This window comes from Euzebyales bacterium (assembly GCA_036374135.1).
GTDB lineage: Bacteria > Actinomycetota > Nitriliruptoria > Euzebyales > JAHELV01 > JAHELV01.
This window is the reverse complement of the sequence record DASUUK010000015.1, coordinates 52,298-70,461: the sequence shown is the minus strand read 5'-3', so window position 1 is coordinate 70,461 and position 18,164 is coordinate 52,298. Positions and strand designations below refer to the sequence as shown.

Annotated in this window: 16 protein-coding genes; 4 read left to right on the top strand and 12 right to left on the bottom strand. The window is 71.4% G+C overall.

Annotation, left to right across the window (positions count from 1 at the left end):
* Window positions 1-86 precede the first annotated feature (86 nt).
* The 5 genes from VFZ70_02135 to VFZ70_02115 all read right to left on the bottom strand — a co-directional run bounded on the left by VFZ70_02135 (window position 87) and on the right by VFZ70_02115 (window position 3,844).
* Window positions 87-524 carry a cell division protein FtsL gene (locus VFZ70_02135; protein HEX6254587.1) on the bottom strand — a complete coding sequence of 146 codons (438 nt, stop codon included), beginning with the start codon at window positions 522-524 and terminating at the stop codon, window positions 87-89.
* The gene (rsmH, locus tag VFZ70_02130) at window positions 524-1,504 is read right to left on the bottom strand and encodes a 16S rRNA (cytosine(1402)-N(4))-methyltransferase RsmH (GenBank protein ID HEX6254586.1); all 981 of its coding nucleotides are present in this window, start codon (window positions 1,502-1,504) and stop codon (window positions 524-526) included. Before rsmH ends, VFZ70_02135 begins: the two co-directional genes overlap by 1 nt.
* A 90-nt stretch (window positions 1,505-1,594) precedes the next feature.
* The gene (gene mraZ / locus VFZ70_02125; GenBank protein ID HEX6254585.1) at window positions 1,595-2,044 is read right to left on the bottom strand and encodes a division/cell wall cluster transcriptional repressor MraZ; all 450 of its coding nucleotides are present in this window, start codon (window positions 2,042-2,044) and stop codon (window positions 1,595-1,597) included.
* A gap of 447 nt (window positions 2,045-2,491) precedes the next feature.
* Complete coding sequence (locus VFZ70_02120) at window positions 2,492-2,998, bottom strand: HNH endonuclease (GenBank protein HEX6254584.1); 507 nt, start codon at window positions 2,996-2,998, stop codon at window positions 2,492-2,494.
* A 165-nt stretch (window positions 2,999-3,163) separates the two neighbouring features.
* Window positions 3,164-3,844, bottom strand: a complete 681-nt coding sequence (locus VFZ70_02115; protein HEX6254583.1) for a TetR/AcrR family transcriptional regulator — start codon at window positions 3,842-3,844, stop codon at window positions 3,164-3,166.
* A gap of 177 nt (window positions 3,845-4,021) precedes the next feature.
* On the opposite strand from VFZ70_02115, the gene VFZ70_02110 reads away from it, so the two are divergent.
* Genes VFZ70_02110 through VFZ70_02100 form a run of 3 tightly spaced genes read left to right on the top strand, consistent with a single transcriptional unit; the run spans window position 4,022 to window position 8,573 of the window.
* Window positions 4,022-4,990 (top strand): MoxR family ATPase, encoded by a 969-nt coding sequence (locus tag VFZ70_02110; protein ID HEX6254582.1) that lies wholly within the window; start codon window positions 4,022-4,024, stop codon window positions 4,988-4,990.
* The gene (locus tag VFZ70_02105; protein ID HEX6254581.1) at window positions 4,990-6,264 is read left to right on the top strand and encodes a DUF58 domain-containing protein; all 1,275 of its coding nucleotides are present in this window, start codon (window positions 4,990-4,992) and stop codon (window positions 6,262-6,264) included. Before VFZ70_02110 ends, VFZ70_02105 begins: the two co-directional genes overlap by 1 nt.
* On the top strand, window positions 6,261-8,573 hold the full coding sequence (locus tag VFZ70_02100) for a transglutaminaseTgpA domain-containing protein (GenBank protein ID HEX6254580.1): 2,313 nt from the start codon (window positions 6,261-6,263) through the stop codon (window positions 8,571-8,573). The genes VFZ70_02105 and VFZ70_02100 overlap by 4 nt, the downstream gene beginning before the upstream one ends.
* Before the next feature lie 66 nt (window positions 8,574-8,639).
* Here VFZ70_02100 and VFZ70_02095 read toward each other — a convergent pair whose 3' ends face one another.
* Both VFZ70_02095 and VFZ70_02090 read right to left on the bottom strand, forming a co-directional pair.
* The gene (locus tag VFZ70_02095) at window positions 8,640-8,996 is read right to left on the bottom strand and encodes a DUF3040 domain-containing protein (GenBank protein HEX6254579.1); all 357 of its coding nucleotides are present in this window, start codon (window positions 8,994-8,996) and stop codon (window positions 8,640-8,642) included.
* Between the two features lie 141 nt (window positions 8,997-9,137).
* On the bottom strand, window positions 9,138-10,361 hold the full coding sequence (locus VFZ70_02090) for a DNA polymerase IV (GenBank protein HEX6254578.1): 1,224 nt from the start codon (window positions 10,359-10,361) through the stop codon (window positions 9,138-9,140).
* Window positions 10,362-10,417: 56 nt separating this feature from the next.
* Between VFZ70_02090 and VFZ70_02085 the strand changes: the two genes are divergently transcribed.
* Window positions 10,418-11,200 (top strand): lysophospholipid acyltransferase family protein, encoded by a 783-nt coding sequence (locus tag VFZ70_02085; GenBank protein HEX6254577.1) that lies wholly within the window; start codon window positions 10,418-10,420, stop codon window positions 11,198-11,200.
* A 7-nt stretch (window positions 11,201-11,207) separates the two neighbouring features.
* Here VFZ70_02085 and aceE read toward each other — a convergent pair whose 3' ends face one another.
* The 5 genes from aceE to VFZ70_02060 form a co-directional block, all read right to left on the bottom strand.
* Window positions 11,208-13,895: a pyruvate dehydrogenase (acetyl-transferring), homodimeric type gene (gene aceE, locus VFZ70_02080; protein HEX6254576.1), complete on the bottom strand. Its 2,688-nt coding sequence runs from the start codon at window positions 13,893-13,895 to the stop codon at window positions 11,208-11,210.
* A gap of 101 nt (window positions 13,896-13,996) precedes the next feature.
* Window positions 13,997-14,662, bottom strand: coding sequence for a nitroreductase family protein (locus tag VFZ70_02075; protein HEX6254575.1), 666 nt, complete (start codon window positions 14,660-14,662; stop codon window positions 13,997-13,999).
* A 30-nt stretch (window positions 14,663-14,692) separates the two neighbouring features.
* On the bottom strand, window positions 14,693-15,649 hold the full coding sequence (locus tag VFZ70_02070) for a glycine betaine ABC transporter substrate-binding protein (protein HEX6254574.1): 957 nt from the start codon (window positions 15,647-15,649) through the stop codon (window positions 14,693-14,695).
* A 3-nt stretch (window positions 15,650-15,652) separates the two neighbouring features.
* Window positions 15,653-15,988 carry a hypothetical protein gene (locus VFZ70_02065; GenBank protein HEX6254573.1) on the bottom strand — a complete coding sequence of 112 codons (336 nt, stop codon included), beginning with the start codon at window positions 15,986-15,988 and terminating at the stop codon, window positions 15,653-15,655.
* A 55-nt stretch (window positions 15,989-16,043) separates the two neighbouring features.
* A complete protein-coding gene (locus VFZ70_02060; protein HEX6254572.1) occupies window positions 16,044-16,916 on the bottom strand; it encodes a discoidin domain-containing protein in 873 nt (290 codons plus the stop codon).
* Between the last annotated feature and the right edge of the window lie 1,248 nt (window positions 16,917-18,164).

The following is an 18,164-nucleotide window of genomic DNA, read 5'->3' as shown; positions in this document are numbered from 1 at the left end:
GTCGGCGACGGAGCGCGTCCCCGACGGGTGGGACCCGACGGGCCGGCCGGCGCGCCCGCGCCGCGGCCCGCGCGTGCCCAGCGTCGTCACGGCTGCGTGGCCAGCACCTGCTTCACCTTGTCGGTGAAGTCCGTGTCGACCTGTCCGGAGACCACGGGATCGTGCAGGGCGAAGCGGCCACGGGCGTCGACGACGAGGAACTGCCGCCCGTTCGGTTCGACCATGCCGATCTCGTCCACCGCGTAACGGCGGATGCGCTCGGGCGACTCGAGCTCGGCAACCTCGGCGGTCAGGATCTCATAGCGCTGCTTGAGCTCGTCGACCTCGCCGGAGAGGCTGCGCACCTGCACGGCCGCCTCGGCGGTCTTGGCACCGACGCTCACGACCGCGAAGACGCCGATCGCAGCGATCACCAGCAGCACGAGCGCCAACCGCGACGACCGTGGGTTGGACATGACGACCTGTAGCGACGGACGCGTCGACGAGCGCTGACCGCGGATGAGGCGGAGTGGTGCGGCAGACATCAGTCGCCCTCCCACGGATCGGGCGCGATCATCTCGACCGCACGGAGCCTGGCGCTGCGCGCCCTGGGGTTGCGCGCGATCTCGGCGTCGTCCGGGCGGACGACACCGCGTGTCAACGCACGGGCCCATGCCCGCCGCCCGCAGCCGCACACGGGCAGGCCGGGCGGGCACACGCACGCGGTCACGGCGTCGGCGAAGACCCGCTTCGCGATGCGGTCCTCCAGCGAGTGGTAGCTCAACACCGCGATCCGGCCGCCGACGTCGGACGGCGTGACCGGTGCCGCGAGCTCCAGTGCCTGGGGAAGGGAGGCACGGAAGCGGTCGAGCTCGTCGTTCACCGCGATGCGCAGGGCCTGGAACGTGCGGGTGGCCGGATGGCGCGGGCCTCGACGCGCCGCCGCCGGCACCGCGTCGGACACCACCTCGGCGAGTGCCACCGTCGTGTGCAGCGGACGGCCGGCGACGATCGCGCGCGCGATGCGGCCCGCATGACGCTCCTCGCCGAGGTCGCGCAGCAGATCGCGCAGCTGGTCGACGGACGCGGTGTTCACGATGTCGGCGGCCGTGCGCCCCGTCGTCGGGTCCATGCGCATGTCGAGCGGCGCGTCCTGACGGAACGAGAACCCACGGGCCCCGCGGTCGAGCTGCAGCGACGAGACTCCCAGGTCGTACAGGACCGCCCGCACGGGTCCGTGGTCGTCCGTCAGCGGCGCGACGTGCTCGCCCAGCTCGTCGTACGTGTCGTGGATCAGGTGCGCGCGGGGTCTGAAGGCCGCCAGGCGGCGTCCAGCGAGCTCGAGCGCCTCAGGATCCCGGTCGAAGCCGACGAGCGTCACGTCGTCCGCGCTGGCGGCCAGCAGCGCCGTCGCGTGCCCACCCATCCCGATGGTGGTGTCGACGATGATCGCCGGACCGTCCCGGACGGCGAGCAGGCGGACCACGTCGGCGACGAGCACCGGCTCGTGCGCTGGCGCGTCCATCGGTGGCGTCACCTCACTTGTCGTCCCCGCCCCCCGGCTCGCTTCGCTCGCCCTCTCCCCGGGCTCGTGTGGTGTCCGCAGCCCGAGCATCTAGAACCCGCCCAGGTCGAAGGGGCTGTCGGTCTGGGCGAAGTCGGCCATTGCCTGGTCGCGGTAGGACTCCCACCGCGCGGTGTCCCACAGCTCGATCCTTGTGTCGGCACCCACCACAGTGACATCGCGATCGAGGTCGGCGTACTGGCGCAGGCGCGCCGGGATGGTCACACGACCCTGACGGTCCAGTTCGTCGGGGTGGGCCATCGACGTCATCATCCGGGCGAACATCCGCTCCCGGCGGTCCGTCGAACGCAGCCGACGCAGGCCGCTGATGACCCGTTCCCACTCCAGCGCGGGGTGGACGGTGATGCAGTTGTCCACGCCGACGGTCATGACGAGCCCTTCTCCGAGCTGGTCGCGGTAGGCAGCCGGGAAGATGACCCGTCCCTTGGGGTCCAGCGAGTGTTGGTACTCGCCGAGGAACATCCCGCCGTCGGTGGCCACTCCCCTGGTGCCTTCTGCTCTCCGGTGGCGCCGAGCGGTGCGGACCGCGTCGTCGGTTGCCGCCCGCCCCGTTCGGCGCGCCCCTGTCCTCCTGTATACCCCACATTGCTCCACTTTCCTCCACTTGTCAATGCACCCTCTCCACCAATCCATCGATTTCACGGACCCGTTCAGACAAGTGCGCAGGTCAGCGCGGTGGTGAGAAGTGGAGGACCTCTGCGTCCGATGCCCGGTCGGGCCCTCGACGACCGTGGTCGAGGGCCGGCGACCTGGCCATCAGGGCTTGTCCGGCGCCGGCGCTACGCCCGATGGGGCGCCTCGGACACTCGGAGTGGAGCGATGTGGAGCGTCCCGGATGGCGACGCGACCCATCCGGAGGCGGTGCCGGTCAGGTGACCGTGCCGCCGGGTGCCGTCCACCGTCGGACGCCGGCGGTCGCGCCGCAGGCTACGGCGCGATGACGTCGGACATGTAGGGCGCCCAGCGCGGATCGACCGTGCCGACGGCGACCACCAGCCAGAACGCGGCGCGGGGTGCATACGGGCGGCGCACGAGCGCCATGCCCGCCTCGTCGGGCGTGCGGTCCTTCTTCTGGGCGTTGCAGCGCTCGCAGGCGGCGACGACGTTCTCCCACACGTGCGGCCCCCCGCGACTGCGCGGCACGACGTGGTCCACGTTCTCCGCGGCGCGACCGCAGTACTGGCAGTGCCCGCCGTCACGAAGGAAGACGCCGCGTCGGCTGAGTGCCGCGCGGCGTCGATACGGGACGTGGACGTACCGGCGGAGCCGGACGACCGACGGCGCGGGTAACGCCGTACGCTCAGCGCGGAACTGCCCCTCGCCGGCGTGCAGCATGTCCGCCTTCTGGCTCAGCAGCAGCACGACCGCGCGCCGCGTCGACACGACGCACAGCGGCTCCATGCTGGCGTTGAGCACGAGTGCGTGGGACGACACCGTTCGCACGGCATGGGACGACGGTGCCGGTCCGGCCCCGTTGGCGCCGCCGGTCGTCCGCTGATGCCCCTGCAGTTGAGAGACGGCCACCGCCTGCGTGCTCCCAGGTAGGCGTCTGACACAGCCGCGCCACTGTACCAACGACGCTCCACCGGGACCGCCTGGTCACACCACCGGGAAGCCGGCGATCTCGTTGAGCGTGCTGCCCCAGATGAGGACGAGCGAAGCGACGGCGTCATCACGGTCGTGGTCCTCGCCGAGCACCGCCCAGCAGTAGGCGAAGTGCTCGACCATCGCGACCAGTGCGGACGCGACAGCCCGCGGCGGCGGCTGGTCGGCGCGGCCCGATGCCGCCACGACGGCGGCGACGTGCTCGGAGACGCGGTCGACGAACGCCGCCCGCGCGGCGAGGTAGCGCACCGAGATGCGTCGGTTCTCGCGCGCCGCCTCCAGCCAGGTCCGCAGGACCACACGGTCGCGCTGGTACACGTCGAGGAAGCCGCCGATGACGCGCTCCAGCGCACCGCGGACGTCGTCGGCCTTCCACGGCTCGCTGGCCAGCGCCATGAGGTCGCCCATGCTGGTGCGGATCAGGTCCTCCGCCAGCGCGACCTTGTTCTCGTAGTAGGTGTAGAACGTCCCATGGCTGACGCCGGCCTGCCGTGTGATGTCGGCGACGCGGGTCGCCTGCCACCCGTGGTCCTCGAACGCCGCGATCGCGGCGCGCCGCAGCCGGGCAGCCGTCGGCGCCGAGCGTCGCCCGTCGAGCGCGTCGTCGTCACCGCCGTCCGCAGCCGACGGGACGTCGGTGACGCCGCCCGGGTCGGGATCGGAGGGAACGCTCATCTCGACTGTCATGGTACCGATGCGCTCGGCCCCAGCGGCACCACGGGCGATCGGTTGACGTACGCAATCTTGGTGGCCGACGGACCGTTCCACGACGCGGGGGACGATACACTGCCGTACGGATCCCGCGCTGCCAGCGCAGGTGTGGCAGGGTCACCTACAGCACGAGGTCGGCTATTGACAACTGAGCGTTCCGCGGCGCTCGAGCCCGACGCGGTCGCACACGACTTCACACAGATCCGTCACAACGTCGAGCGCGTCTTCGAGGGCGATGACGAGACCGTGACGCTGGCGCTCGTGACGTTGCTGGCCGAGGGACACCTGCTGATCGAGGACGTCCCGGGCGTCGGCAAGACGCTCCTGGCCCGCGCCATCGCCCGGTCGATCTCCTGCAGCGTGCGGCGCATCCAGTTCACGCCCGACCTGCTGCCCAGCGACATCACAGGTGTGACGGTCTACAGCCAGCACCGCGACGACTTCGAGTTCAAGCCGGGGGCGGTGTTCGCCAACCTCGTGCTCGGCGACGAGATCAACCGTGCCGGGCCCAAGACGCAGTCCGCCCTGCTGGAGGCGATGCAGGAGCGAACGGTCACCGTCGACGGCGTCACCTACGAGCTGGCCGTGCCGTTCATGGTCATCGCCACCCAGAACCCGGTCGAGCTCGAGGGCACCTACCCCCTCCCCGAGGCCCAGCGGGACCGCTTCCTGATGCGGGTGTCGATCGGGTACCCCTCGGTCAACGAGGAGCTCGCGGTCCTCGACGAGCACAGCAGGGGCGACCGTCTGGGCGACCTGCCATCCGTCACCGACGCGCGGTCGATCGCCGCGATGATCTCGGCGTGCACCGAGGTCCACGCCGCGCCACCGGTGCGCCGGTACATCGTCGACCTCACCCGGGCCACGCGCGAGCATGGTGACATCACGCTCGGAGCGTCGCCACGCGCGTCGGTCGGCCTGCTCCGCGCATCCCGCGCGCTGGCGGCGACGGAGGGACGCGGCTACGTCACCGCCGACGACGTCAAGCGCCTTGCCCGACCGGTCCTGTCGCACCGGATGATCCTGTCGGCGGAGGCACAGCTGCACGACCGCACCGCCGGTGACGTCATCGAGAGCCTGCTGGGCTCGGTCCCGATCCCGTCCGGCTGATGTTGACCGCACGGGGCATCGCGCTGTGCGGCGTCGCCGTCGCAGCATGGGCCCTGGGGCGGTTCCTCGGCGTCGACGAGTTGTACGTCATCAGTGGCGCCATCGTCGCCCTCACCGCGCTCGCGATCGTCGCCACACGCGTCTCCAGTGCGCGCATCGCCGTCCGGCGCACCGCCGTCGCACGGCACGTCCATCGGGGCGAGCGCGTACCGGTCGAGGTCGCGTTGCGCAACGACGGCAGGCTGCCGGCATCGCTGCTGCTCGTCGAGGATCGGCGGCCGGACGGGATGGCCGGCGACGACGAGGCGGCGCGCTTCGTCGTGCGTGGCCTGCGGCCCCGTCGTGTCGCGGAGCTGCGCTGGCACGCGGTCGGGAGGCGGCGTGGCCGGTTCACCATCGGGCCGGTGCGCATCCGCCTGCGTGATCCCTTCGGGCTGGCGGAGCGGTCGCGTCGCTACCGCTCGACCAACGAGGTGATCGTGTTCCCCGCGGTCGAGCCGCTCACCGCCGGCGACGCACACGGGATGCGCCAGGGCGCGGACACGAGCCCGTCGCAACGGGCCTTCCATCGCGGCGACGAGTTCCACACGATGCGCGAGTACGTCGTCGGCGATGACCTGCGACACGTGCACTGGCCGTCGACGGCGCGCAGGGGCACGTTGATGATCCGCCAGCACGAGCTGCCGTGGCAGGCACGTGCGGTGGTGTACGTCGACGTCAGGATCGGTGTGCACGTGGGCGCAGGTGACCGATCGACCTTCGAACGCGCCGTGTCTGTGGCGGCCAGCGTGCTGACGCACCTGCGGCGCTGCCATTACCAGCTGCACCTGGTCACCGAGGGCGCGCCACGCACCGACGAGTTGGAGGGGCTCGACGCCTCCCTGGTCCGCCTGGCGGAGGTGACGCCGGGCAGGGAGCGGTCGCCGGTCACCGCGATGCGCGCTGTCGGCGACGCCGGTGAGGGCCTCCTGGTCGCCGTCGTGCGGCCACCGCGCCGCCCGACCGGCGCCGCAGGCGATGCCGACGACGGCGACGCCCACCTCGCCGACGATGCCGACCTCCGGGCGTTGCAGCAGGCCGGCCGGGGATACCGCACGCGCGTAGCCCTGATCGTGGCACACAACGACACCGACCGCTGCACGACCATGGCCCGACTGCTGCGCTTCGCAGGGTGGCAGGTCGCCGTGGCCGAGCCCGGCGTGGCGCTGGCCGAGGTGTGGCGGCGCGCGATGGTCGGCGCCGACATCGGCCGGCTGACAGGAGCGCGCAGATGACGACGCTGCTCGATCGTCCGGCCGGGGACCGACGGGCCCGGGCGCGCCCACGATCCACCCCGCCGTCCCGGTCCGTCGACCTCGCAGGCACCCTGCGGGTGGCCGCGCTCGTGTTCGCGGCGACCCTGCCGTTCGGACGCGTGTTCATCACCGGCGAGTGGTTCGCTCCGCTGGTGCTGGCGGGTCTCCTGCCGGTGGGGATCTCGCTGCTGGCCCGCCAACTGCGTCTGCGGTGGTGGTGGGGCGTAGGGCTGCAGGTGGTGGCGTGGCTGTGGTTCGCGGCCTTCACACTGCTGCCGTCCACGTTGTGGGCGGGGCTGCCGACAACGGAGTCCGTCCGCCTGGCCATCCGCGTGGGCGTCATCGCCGTCGAGCGCGTGGCCGTCCTGCCGGCCCCGGTCTATCCGGAGGTGCCGTTGCTCCTGCTCGGAGTCAGCGGTGTCTGGTGGGTCGCCGCGAGCATCGACGTGCTGGCGCTGCGCCTCGAGGCACCGGGCAAGGCGGTCGTGTGCGCCGCCACCCTGTGGATCGTGCCGCTGGCGATCGTGCCCGGCGGTGACGCGCCGTGGCTGCTGGCCGCCCCGTTGCTGCTGGCAGGGGCCGCCATGCTGCACGCGCAGGCGGAGCGCGACTTCGTCCGGTGGGGCCCGCAGGTCACGCCGGGCGGCCACCGGCAGCCCGTCACGACGCAGGCGGGACGGCAGTCGTCGGGCGCGGCGCTCGCGGTGTGTGCGCTGCTGGCCGGCGCGCTGCTGGCCGGCATGCTGCCCGGCTTCGGCGACCCACCCTGGTACGAGCTGCGCGCCCGGGCGACGACGACGCTGACCGACAACCCCATCGTGCAGCTCCGCGCCAACCTCGTCGCCACCGACCCGGGTGCGGTCCTGCAGGTGCGCTCACCGGAACCGGTGTACCTGCGGTCGACGGCCCTCGATGTCTACTCCGAGGCCGAGGTCTGGGAGACCTCCGGCATCGAGCCGCGGCCACTGCGCACCGGCGGGTACGTGCCCGGCGGGGTGTTCACGGCCAACACCAACCGGGTGCGCATCGAGGTCGTCGACGTGACCGACGGTGTCCTGGTTCCCACACCGATCGGGCCGACCCGGTTCGAACCGCCCGGCGAAATCACGCCGCGGTACGACCAGCGCACCTCGACGTTCACCTTCGGCGACGACCGGCTGCAGACCGGGCAGCGTTACGCCGTGGACGCCGGCCGCGCGCGCATCAACCCGGATGTGCTCATGTCGATGGACGCTCCCGCACCGCCGCACCTGACGGCGCTGCCGGACCCGGTACCGCCGGAGGTCAACGAGCTGGCGCGCCGGATCGTCGCGGACGCGGGCGCCGAGTCGCCGTTCCAGCAAGCGCTGGCGATCCAGAACGAGCTGCGGACGTGGGAGTACTCGCTCCAGCCTCCCGCCGGGCACAGCGGCGTCGCGATGCGCACGTTCCTCGAGCAGCGCGTGGGCTACTGCGAGCAGTTCGCCGGCACCATGGCGGTGATGCTGCGCACGCTCGGCATCCCGGCACGTGTCGCCGTCGGCTTCACGCCGGGCACCGTCGACCCAGACGATCCGACGCTGTGGACGGTGAGCTGGGCCAACGCCCACGCGTGGGTCGAGGTGCGATTCGGTGGCTCGTGGGTCGCGTTCGAACCCACGCCGCGGTCGGACGGCAACGTGCTGGTCCCCAGCGTGGCCGATCCGGTGCCGAGCCAGACGTTGCAGGCGCCGCAGCAGACGACGACCGACGGCAGCGGCGAATCGCCCAACTTCGACATCTTCGACGAACGCGAGGCGCTGCAGAACCAGGCTGCGCGCGAGGCGCAGGGTGGCACGGCCGGGCTCATCGGCGGCGGCGCGGGCCCGGTCACCCGCCTGGCGCGGCCGTCCCTGCTGCTGACGGTGGCTCTGACGACGCTCGCGGCGCTGGTGCTGCTCGTCCTGCTGGGCCGCAGGGCGGCGGATGCCACGAGCAGCCCGTCAGGACGCGTGCTGGCCGTCCGCGAACGCATCGGTCGGCTGGGTCGTGGCCTCGGAACGCCGGCGCCGTCGTGGGAGACCGATCACGAGTACCTGCAACGGTTGGCGCCCGACGACGACAACGCGCGCGAGCTCGCCGCGGCGGTGACGGTCGCCCGGTACGCCCCCAGCGTCGCCGATGACGTGGCGGTGCGTGCGGAGGAGGCGGGCGGCGCGCTGACGGCGCACCTGCTCGAGGGGCACGCCTGGTGGCGACGGGCCCTGATTCACGCGCGCGGCGACGCCGCTGCCGGATGGGAACGACTGCGACGCTGGCGGCGGCGCTAGAAGGACGCAGTCGGGCCGCCCGCCAGTCGGAACCGGCAAATGCGGCCTGAGCCGCGGGCGGTCAGGTCAGCGGTCGAGCTCGTCGCGGCGCCGCCGGTCCTGGAAGTAGCGGTCGAACCCCTCGCGCAGCTGCCCGCCGAGCTTGTTGGTCTGCTGCTGCCCGAGCTGCTTCAGGGTCTGTCCGCCGTACACCGCGGTCGCCAGCATGATGGCGAACCCGGCGACTCCGAACCAGAGGCTCTGGACGAAGAACAGCATCACGACGAACCCGAGCACGAACCCGGCGGCCGCGAGCTTGACCCTGCGTCTCGCCTCCGACGAGACCGTCTTCGTACCGACGGCCTTCGCGAGTTTCGGGTCATCCTCGCGCAACCGCGCTTCGATGTCGCTGAGGATCTGCCGCTCACGATCCGAGAGGGCCATCGCGTCTCCGTCGCTGTCATCGGTCACTACGTATTGTTGCCCACCACGCTGCCACATGCACCTGATTCCGCAGCGCGGATGCAAAAGTTGGTCAGGTGGAGCCGCTCCGCATGGTCGGAATCGACGCCATCCATGGTCCGTTCAGTGGGGTAGGTCGTCCCGGGACGGCGCACTGTTCGCGGCCCTCCCCCGGTCCAGCAGCGCACCCCTGATCAGCGCCGCCGGTCCGAACTGGGCGCGGACGGCATCGGCCACACGCTCCGCGTCGCTCCAGCGTCCACCGTCCAGCAGATCCAGCTGGACGCCGCGGTCGCCCTCGAGCAGCTGCGCGGCACCGACGCCGAGCAGGCGCACCGCCGCGGGCGGCGTCCAGGCGGTGGGCAGCAGCTCCATGACGGTGGCGTGGAGCGTGACCGCCTCGGCGGTCGCGACCGGCAACGTGCGCGACCGCGTACGGGTCGAGAAGTCGGCGTCGCGCACCTTGAGCGTCACGGTGCGGGCCCGCACCTCGGCGGCCCGCAGGCGTCTGGCGACGCGCTCGCTCAGCGCGAGGAGCGCGTGCCGCACCTCGGCGACGTCGACGAGGTCCACCGAGAACGTCTCCTCGGCACTGAGACCCTTCGCGGCGACGTCCGCCATGACGGTGCGTTCGTCCACACCGTGGGCGAGCTCGCGCAGCCTGTGCGCCGTCGCGACCCCGACCAGCCTGGCGATCGCGTGCTCCTCCACGGCACGCAGGTCGCTGACACGGTGGATCCCGGCCGCTGCGAGCTGTCGTGCGGTCTGCTCCCCCACGCCCGGCAGCTCGGCGATGTCGAGACCGACGAGGAACGCGTCGACGTCGCCACGCGCGAGGTGCAGCAGCCCGTCGGGCTTGGCGCGGCGGCTGCACAGCTTGGCGAGGAACTTGTTCGGCGCGACGCCGACGCTGGCCGGCAGGTGGAGCTCCTGGGCGATGCGGCGCCGCAGGCCGGCCGCGATGTCGACCGGGGCGCCGAACAGCCGGGCGCTGCCCGAGACGTCGAGGAACGCCTCGTCCAGCGCCAGCGGCTCGACCAGGGGCGTCACCGAGCGGAAGATGTCGGCCAGCGCGTCCGACGCCGCGCCGTATGCGTCGAAGCGCGGAGGGATGACGACCGCCGAAGGGCAGCGCCGCAGCGCCTGGCTGACCGGCATGGCCGACGTGACTCCGAACCGGCGGGCCTCGTATGACGCACTCGCGACGACACCGCGCCCACCGGTGCCGCCGACGATCACCGGTCGCCCGCGCAGCCGTGGGTCGTCGCGCACCTCGACCGACGCGTAGAACGCGTCCATGTCGACGTGCAGGATCGGCTCGGGCGGTCGTTCGTGGCGGTCACCCACGGACCGCATACTACGGTGGGGCGGCCCGCGAGGGGCCGATGGAAGGTCGCACGAGGATGGAACTGGTCTACCGCCCGGTGGTCGCGTTCGCGCGCACCGCGTTCGCGCTGATGGGGTGGCGTGTGCACACGTCCGGCATCGAGCACCTGCCCGCGACCGGGCCGGCCGTGCTGGCGTCCAACCACGTCGGCTACCTCGACTTCGCCTTCCTCGGGCGGGCGGCCCTGGAACGTGACCGACTGGTGCGGTTCATGGCCAAGCGGGAGGTCTTCGACCACCCGCTGGCGGGCCCCCTGATGCGTGGCATGCACCACCTGCCAGTGGACCGGTTCGGCGGCGCAGTCGCCGCCATCGACACGGCGGTCGACGCCTTGCGCGCCGGCCAGGTCGTCGGGCTGTTCCCCGAGGGCACGATCAGCCGATCCTTCGTGCCGGCGCGGCCCAAGACCGGTGCGGTCAGGATCGCGATGCGCGCTGCCGCTCCGCTCGTGCCGGCGGCGGTGTGGGGCAGCCAGCGCATCCTGACGAAGGGACGCGACCCCAACTGGCAGCGCAACGTGCCGATCGTGATCGCCTGCGGCGCGTCGATCCCGTACGACGCCGATGATGACCCGGCCGACGTCACCGACGAGCTGATCCGCCGCATCACCGGCCTGGCGAACGCGGCGGCCGCGGCCTATCCCGACCAGCCCGCCGACGACGACGACCGGTGGTGGCTCCCGGCCCACCTGGGGGGCACGGCACCGACGGTCGTCGAGGCCGAGGAGATGGCCGCCCGCGAGCGCGCCGAGCGCATGGCCCGCCGGCGCGGGGAGCGCGCCGGCGGGACCACGTCCTGAAGCGGCGTCAGCTCCCCCACGCGATCTCTGGGTAGGGCGACTCGGCGCCCGCCAGGTCATAGGCCTCGATCGCCTCGCCGACGACCTCGGGCTTGATGTCGCCGCCGGCGGCGAGCTCGGACAGGACGGCGACCACGATGCTCTCGGCGTCGATCTGGAAGTGGCGACGCAGCGCGGGCCGGGTGTCCGAGCGACCGAAGCCGTCGGTCCCGAGCACACCGAGCCGCCCGGGCACCCAGGGGGCTATCAGCAAGGGCACCGCCTTCTGATAGTCGGTCACGGCGACGAACGGGCCACCCGCCTCGCCGAGCACGTCGGTCACGACCGCCGTGCGCGGCTCGTCGTCTGGGTGCAGCCGGTTGTGCTCGTCGACCGCGAGCCCGTCACGGTGCAGCTGCACCCACCCCGGCACGCTCCACAGGTCGGCCGCGACGTCCCAGTCCTCGGCCAGCATCTCCTGCGCCCGCATCGCGCCCGGTGCCGTGCTGCCACTGGTCAGGATGTTCGCGCGGTGGCTGCGCTCGCCGTCGGCCGCCCGGAAGCGGTAGATGCCGCGCACGACATCCGCCTCGTCCACGTCATCGGGCATCCCCGGCTGCGGGACCGGCTCGTTGTACATCGTGATGTAGTACATGACGTCGTCGGGATCGTCGCTCATCATGCGGTTGACGCCGTCCTCGACGATCGCCGCGATCTCGAAGGGAAACGCCGGGTCGTACGTGACGACCGCAGGGTTGGTGGCCGCGAGCAGGATCGAGTGGCCGTCCTCGTGCTGGAGGCCCTCACCGTTCAGCGTCGTGCGACCGGCGGTGGCGCCCAGGAGGAAGCCCCGGGCCCGCTGGTCGGCGGCCTGCCATATCAGGTCACCGGTGCGCTGGAAGCCGAACATCGAGTAGAAGATGTACATCGGCAGCATGGGCTCGCCGTGGGTGGCGTACGACGTGCCTGCGGCGATGAACGACCCCATCGAGCCGTCCTCCGTGAGACCCTCGTGGAGGATCTGACCGTCAGTCGCCTCCTTGTAGGACAACAGCATCTCGCGGTCCACCGAGTCGTAGCGCTGACCGTGCGGCGAGTAGATCTTCTGCTTCGGGAACAGCGAATCCATGCCGAACGTGCGCGCTTCGTCGGGGATGATCGGCACGATGCGCGGCCCGAGCTCCTTGTGCTTCAGCAGGTCCTTGACCAGCCGCACGAACGCCATGGTCGTCGCGACCTCGGAGTCGCCCGATCCGCCCTTGATCGCCCCGTAGGCGTCGTGGTCGGGCAGCTCGATCGACCGGGTGTCGTCGACGCGGGCGGGGATCGGTCCACCGAGCTCCTCGCGGCGCTCGCGCATGTAGCGCATCTCGTCGGAGTCCTCACCCGGATGGACGTACGGCGGCAGGTCGCTCGCCAGCTCCTCGTCGGAGATGTCCAAGCCCAGGCGGTCGCGGAACTTGGTGAGCGCCTCCTTGGTCAGCTTCTTCATCTGGTGCGTCGCGTTGCGCGCCTCGAAGTCCGGGCCGAGCGTCCACCCCTTGATCGTGTGCGCGAGGATGACGGTCGGCTGCCCCTTGTGCTCGGTGGCCATCTTGAACGCCGAGTACACCTTCTGGTAGTCGTGTCCGCCGCGGTCGAGGACAGGCAGATCGTCCTCGGTGAGGTCGGACTCCGCCAATATGCGCTGCAGCTCCTCGGAGTCGAAGAAGTTCTTCTTGATGTACTCACCGCCGGACGCGGCGTACGTCTGGAACTGGCCGTCGGGGGTCTCGTTCATCTTCTCGACCAGCGCGCCGGTGCGGTCGCTGGCCAGCAGGCGGTCCCACTTGCGACCCCACACGACCTTGATGACGTTCCAGCCGGCGCCACGGAAGATGCTCTCGAGCTCCTGGATGATCTTGCCGTTGCCGCGCACCGGCCCGTCCAGGCGCTGCAGGTTGCAGTTGACGACCCAGGTGAGGTTGTCGAGCTGCTCCCGCGACGCCACGCTCAGTGCCCCCTGGGACTCCGGCTCGTCCATCTCGCCGTCACCGACGAAGCACCACACGCGCTGACGGTTCGTGTCCTTGAACCCACGGTTGTGCAGGTACCGGTTGAACCGGGCCTGGTAGATCGACGCGATCGGACCGAGCCCCATCGAGACGGTCGGGAACTCCCAGAACTCCGGCATGAGACGCGGGTGGGGATAGCTCGCCAGTGCGCCCTCGGTCTGCTCCTGGCGGAACAGGTCGAGCCGGTCCTCGCTGATCCGGCCCTCGAGATACGCGCGCGCGTACATGCCCGGCGAGGCGTGGCCCTGGTAGAAGATCTGGTCGCCGCGGTCGTCATGTTCCTTGCCCCGGAAGAACCAGTTGTGGCCCACCTCGTACAGCGACGCGGCCGACGCGTACGTCGCGATGTGGCCGCCGACGCCGACGCCGGGGCGCTGCGCGCGCGTGACCATCACCGCCGCGTTCCAGCGGATGAACGCACGGATCCGGCGCTCGATCTCCTCGTTGCCGGGGAACTCGGGGTCGAGCTCCGGCGGGATCGTGTTGATGTAGTCGGTCGACGTGAGCGCCGGGACGTTGACGCCCTGCGCCTTCGCCGCCTGCAGCGCCCGTGTCAGCAGGAACCGCGCCCGATCCGTTCCCTCGCGCTCGATGACCGCGTTGATCGACGCGACCCACTCACGCGTCTCCGCGGGATCCTCGTCCGGGAGCTGCGTCGGGATGCCGTCGAGAATCGCATCGGGATCCTTCATCGCACAACCTATCGCCTCGCCGACTGCACCATGTCTAATGATCTGTACCGCGCAGCACCCCTGCGCACGCATCAATCCGGCGATTGATCGCGCGGAACGGCGGTGAGCCCGGGACCGCCCCAGCCACCGACGAACGCCGTGCCGCGCACCGGCCGGCGCACGCGCGGTGCGCGCTCGCGCCGACGGCGCTTGTCGTCGAGCGACGCGGTGGACCCGGGATGCCCGACGGCGATGAACGTCATCAGCTCCATGTCGTCGGGGATGGCGAAGCGCTCACGCGCGAGGGCGGCGTCGAACCCGGCCATCTGGTGGACGGCCAGACCCTCCGCCACGGCCTGGAGAGCGAGCGCGTAGGAGGCCGCACCGACGTCGTGGATGGCGTGGCGGTTCGCCTCGTCGCTGCCCGGCCAGTTGCGCGCGGCCAGCGTGACGAGCAGCGTCGGCGCGCGCCGCGCCCAGGCGTTGCCCGGCGTCAGGCAGTCCCGCGCCCGTTCGCGCGCGTCCGGAACGGCGTCGTCGAACACCAGGTACCGCCAGGGCTGGGCGTTGCCCGACGACGGCGCCCAACGCGCGGCCTCCAGCAGTGTGACGAGCGTGGAGCGCGGCACGGGCCGGTCGGGATCGAACGCGCGCGGGCTCCAGCGCCCGGCGATGACGTCCACGACCGCGTGGTCGGTCGGTGCCGGCCGGGTCACCGGGCTCACGTCCTCAGCCGCGACGGTCGGTTCTACCTGCACGTCCACTCCTGTCGAGGCGATCGATCGGTGTCAACCCCGGGGCGTCGGCTCGGCTTCGGCCAGCGCGTCGAGGAACCCGCGCGCAACGGTCGACGGATCGTCGCCGGACGCCACCTGTGCGTTCAGCCGGGCCATCGTGGGCGTGTCCAGCGCGGCCGAGACCCGCTCGAGTGCCGCGGTGACCAGGCGCCGGTCGGCCGGCGATCCCTCGCGGACGACGGGGGCGATCACGAACGCCGGGAACACACCGAGCTCGTCGGCGACAGGGACCAGGTCGGCGGCCCGAGCGGCACCGGAAGTCGCCGTCGCCAGACCGGCGAAGCAGTCGCCCGCAGCGACCGCCGCGATGGCGTCCGCCTCGCCCGCCGCGCGACGCGGCATGCCGGCGGTGTCGATGCCGTACTCCGCGGCGAGGGACGCCAGTCCGTCGCCACGCGCGATGAAATCGGGGTCGGCGCACAGGCGCCGCTGTCCGCTCGACAGCTCGCCGGCGAGCCAGCCGAGTCCCCGCGGCTGGCCTGCGGCCGGCAGGTCCGCCCGACGCACGACCAGGGCGAGCGTGGCGTTCGCCGCCGACGGCTCCAACCAGCGCAGCCCCCGGTCCTCATCGGCCTGCGCGACGCGCTCCCACGATTCGAGCGGGTCGGCCGGAGGGGCGCCCTCGCGCATGCCCAGCGTCCATGCCGCTCCGGTGTAGTCCCAGTACAGATCGATCTGGCCTGCCAGCGCCGCCCGCCGCATCCCGGTCGTGCCACCGCCCGCGTCGCGCAGCTCGACCGGCACGCCGGCGCGCCGGACGGTCTCGTGTGCGAGCGCGGCGAGCACCTGCTGCTCCGCCGTGCCACCCGCCCCGATGACGACCGAGAGCGCTGCTCCGGCCTCGGTGCAGGCCGAGGCCATGACCCCGATCGTGACGACGACCGCGAGGCAGACGGCCCGCCAGACGCGCTGACGTGCTGCCGGAGCGACCGTGTCGGGGGTGCTCACCGGTCAGACGACCGGATCGAGCAGGTCCAGACGCGCCAGCCGCAGCTCAAGACGTTCGAGCTCGCTCGCGACCGCGGCGCCGTCCCGCGCGACGCGCACGTCGTGCTGCGGGTACAGGATCTGCATGCTGGTCTCGGCGGCACCGATCTGCCATCCGACGGCCGAGAAGTACTCCCCCAGCTCGAACTCCCACGTGAACAGCGCCTGCGCGCCGTCGTCGTGGACCCACTGCGTCAGGTAGCGGTTGGGGCGGCGCGCGTACTGCGCGATGCCGCGGCGGTCCCGGCCGGCGAGTCCGAAGCCCAGCGCCGCGAGCGCACCGGGAAAGTCGTCATACATGGCGTCAACACTATGCTCGCGCCACCTGCCGGGCCAGGAGCGCGGTTGCGCCGGATCAGCCGTCCGGGGCCTCACCGGCGATCAGCGCCTCGACCTCGGTCAGGGCCGCGTGGTCGTTGCTCCCGTGCACGCCGGTGACCTTGATGTCGATGCGTCTGGCCACGGGTGGATCAGGCATGTCGACGCGGAAGTTGCCGGACCGGTCGGGGAACTCGGCGGTGTAGCTCTTGCCGCCGTCCGGGAACGTGATGAGCACGCTGCGGACGCGGTTGAAGCTGTCGAACGTCTCAGGGTCCCGCTGATCGCCGTTCCAGACGAGCAGATGGTCGATCCTCGTCTCGGAGCCCAGGCGCAGTTCGATCCACTCGTCGGGGCCGGCGCCGCTGGTCCGCCACGCGGTCTCGAGCTTGCCGTCGGCCACGTGGATCCCCACACCGCCCGGGCCCGACCCCGACGTACGCACCTCGACCTCAGCGGGCTTGACCAACGCCACGGGAGCCGCGTCCTCGCTCGACGCGAAGGGTCCGACACCCCGCGAGGCCATCATGGCGACGGCGACGGCGACGGCGGCCATGCCGACGACCACCGAGATCAACGCCACCCAGGGCGCCGACTCCGTCGGTGCAGGTGCCGCCTCATCCGGCGCCGGGGTGATCTCCGCGGACAGCTCATCGGCCGACGCGTCGTGGACGAAGGTGTGCTGGCACCGCGCGCACTGCCATCTCGCAGCCGAGTTCGGTGCTCCGCATCTGGGGCATGCCAGCAGCCGGATCTCCTGGAACTCCAGCCACGGGTTGCGGCTCGGACGCTCCCGCTCCTTCGTCGACACCGCCGTGGCGGTGGACGCCAGCAACGCAGGGAGCGGCTGACCGCAGTCGACACAGAACTGTCCAGCACCGGCCGCCGCGCCGCAGATCTGACAACTCATGCGCCGCCCTGTCGCCGGCCCGTCAGCCCGTACGCGCTACGCACGGCCGCGCCGCCGTTCCGCTCCGCCACTACGCTCTGTGAACATCATCCTCACACCGAGCATGCCCTCACGCAACGTATCCATCGGACCAACACTGTTCCACATTCAGATCAGAAAGTCACGCGACGTGAACATCGTTTGGCAACCTGCCCGATTGTGCCCGCCTCGAGTCCAACCTGCACATCCCGACCGCGCAATGCAAACTCACTGTGTGTAACCAGATCTGTCTGGATGACCGGTCAATGTCACAGACGGCTCACACCAACGTCGCTCCACCGCATCCGACGATACCCGGCTGTCCTACTGTGGAGTCACGGACCTTCATGCACATCGGTGCGGAACCGCCGGGCCGCTCCGTGATCGCCCGACGCTCGTCGGCACCGAAGCGGTCCAGCGTTGAAGTAGCGGCCGCAACCGCCGATTGCCGCTCAGGCGCGCGCGATGTCGCTCCACGAAGTCCCAGTAGAGGGCGTTGAACGAGAGGGCGTTGAACGGACACGCGTCGTCGCCGGTCCGCGCCCCTTGGTCATATGGACATTGTCCGCAGTACGTCGTCATGCGGTTGACGTAGTTCGCCGAGGCGGCATAGGGCTTGGTCGCCATCACGCCTCCGTCCGTCCACTGGCTCATGCCCGATGACGTTGGGCACCATGACCCAGTCGTACGCATCGACGTACATGGCGTGGAACCATTCGGTCAACGCCTTGGATCGACGCGACGGCGTCCTCTCGTTGATGCCGCAGCTGGGCCCGTACCCGACGGTGGTCCGGATGGCACCCTGGATCGCAGTGGGGAGCTCATGACGGTCCATCGGGAGGCGGCGATCGGATTCGCCCGTACGACCGCTGCCTACGAACGCGGCCGCCCAGGCTACGCGGCCCCCGCCGTGGAGTGGTTGACCAGACAGCTCGGCCTCCGGTCCGGCACGACCGTGCTCGACCTCGCCGCCGGCACCGGCAAGCTGACGCGGGCGCTGCCATCCACCGGCGCGACCGTCGTCGCGGTTGAACCGATCGAGGCCATGTTGGGCGAGCTCGTGGCCTCGGTGGGCGACGCGCTGCCCGTCGCCGCGACCGCGCAGGCGCTGCCGTTCGTCGACGACGCCGTCGACGCGATCACCGTCGCCCAGGCGTTCCACTGGTTCGCGACCGATGACGTGCTGCACGAGATGGTCCGCGTGCTCAGGCCGGATGGAGCGGTCGCCCT

Excerpts from the sequence above, each read along its gene's own strand:
- VFZ70_02115 (HEX6254583.1), bottom strand. The coding sequence starts at position 3,844 with ATGAGCGTTCCCTCCGATCCCGACCCGGGCGGCGTCACCGACGTCCCG.
- VFZ70_02095 (HEX6254579.1), bottom strand. The coding sequence starts at position 8,996 with ATGGCCCTCTCGGATCGTGAGCGGCAGATCCTCAGCGACATCGAAGCG.
- VFZ70_02060 (HEX6254572.1), bottom strand. The coding sequence starts at position 16,916 with ATGAGTTGTCAGATCTGCGGCGCGGCGGCCGGTGCTGGACAGTTCTGT.
- VFZ70_02100 (HEX6254580.1), top strand. The coding sequence starts at position 6,261 with ATGACGACGCTGCTCGATCGTCCGGCCGGGGACCGACGGGCCCGGGCG.
- VFZ70_02085 (HEX6254577.1), top strand. The coding sequence starts at position 10,418 with ATGGAACTGGTCTACCGCCCGGTGGTCGCGTTCGCGCGCACCGCGTTC.
- rsmH (HEX6254586.1), bottom strand. The coding sequence starts at position 1,504 with ATGGACGCGCCAGCGCACGAGCCGGTGCTCGTCGCCGACGTGGTCCGC.
- VFZ70_02065 (HEX6254573.1), bottom strand. The coding sequence starts at position 15,988 with ATGTATGACGACTTTCCCGGTGCGCTCGCGGCGCTGGGCTTCGGACTC.
- VFZ70_02135 (HEX6254587.1), bottom strand. The coding sequence starts at position 524 with ATGTCTGCCGCACCACTCCGCCTCATCCGCGGTCAGCGCTCGTCGACG.
- VFZ70_02105 (HEX6254581.1), top strand. The coding sequence starts at position 4,990 with ATGTTGACCGCACGGGGCATCGCGCTGTGCGGCGTCGCCGTCGCAGCA.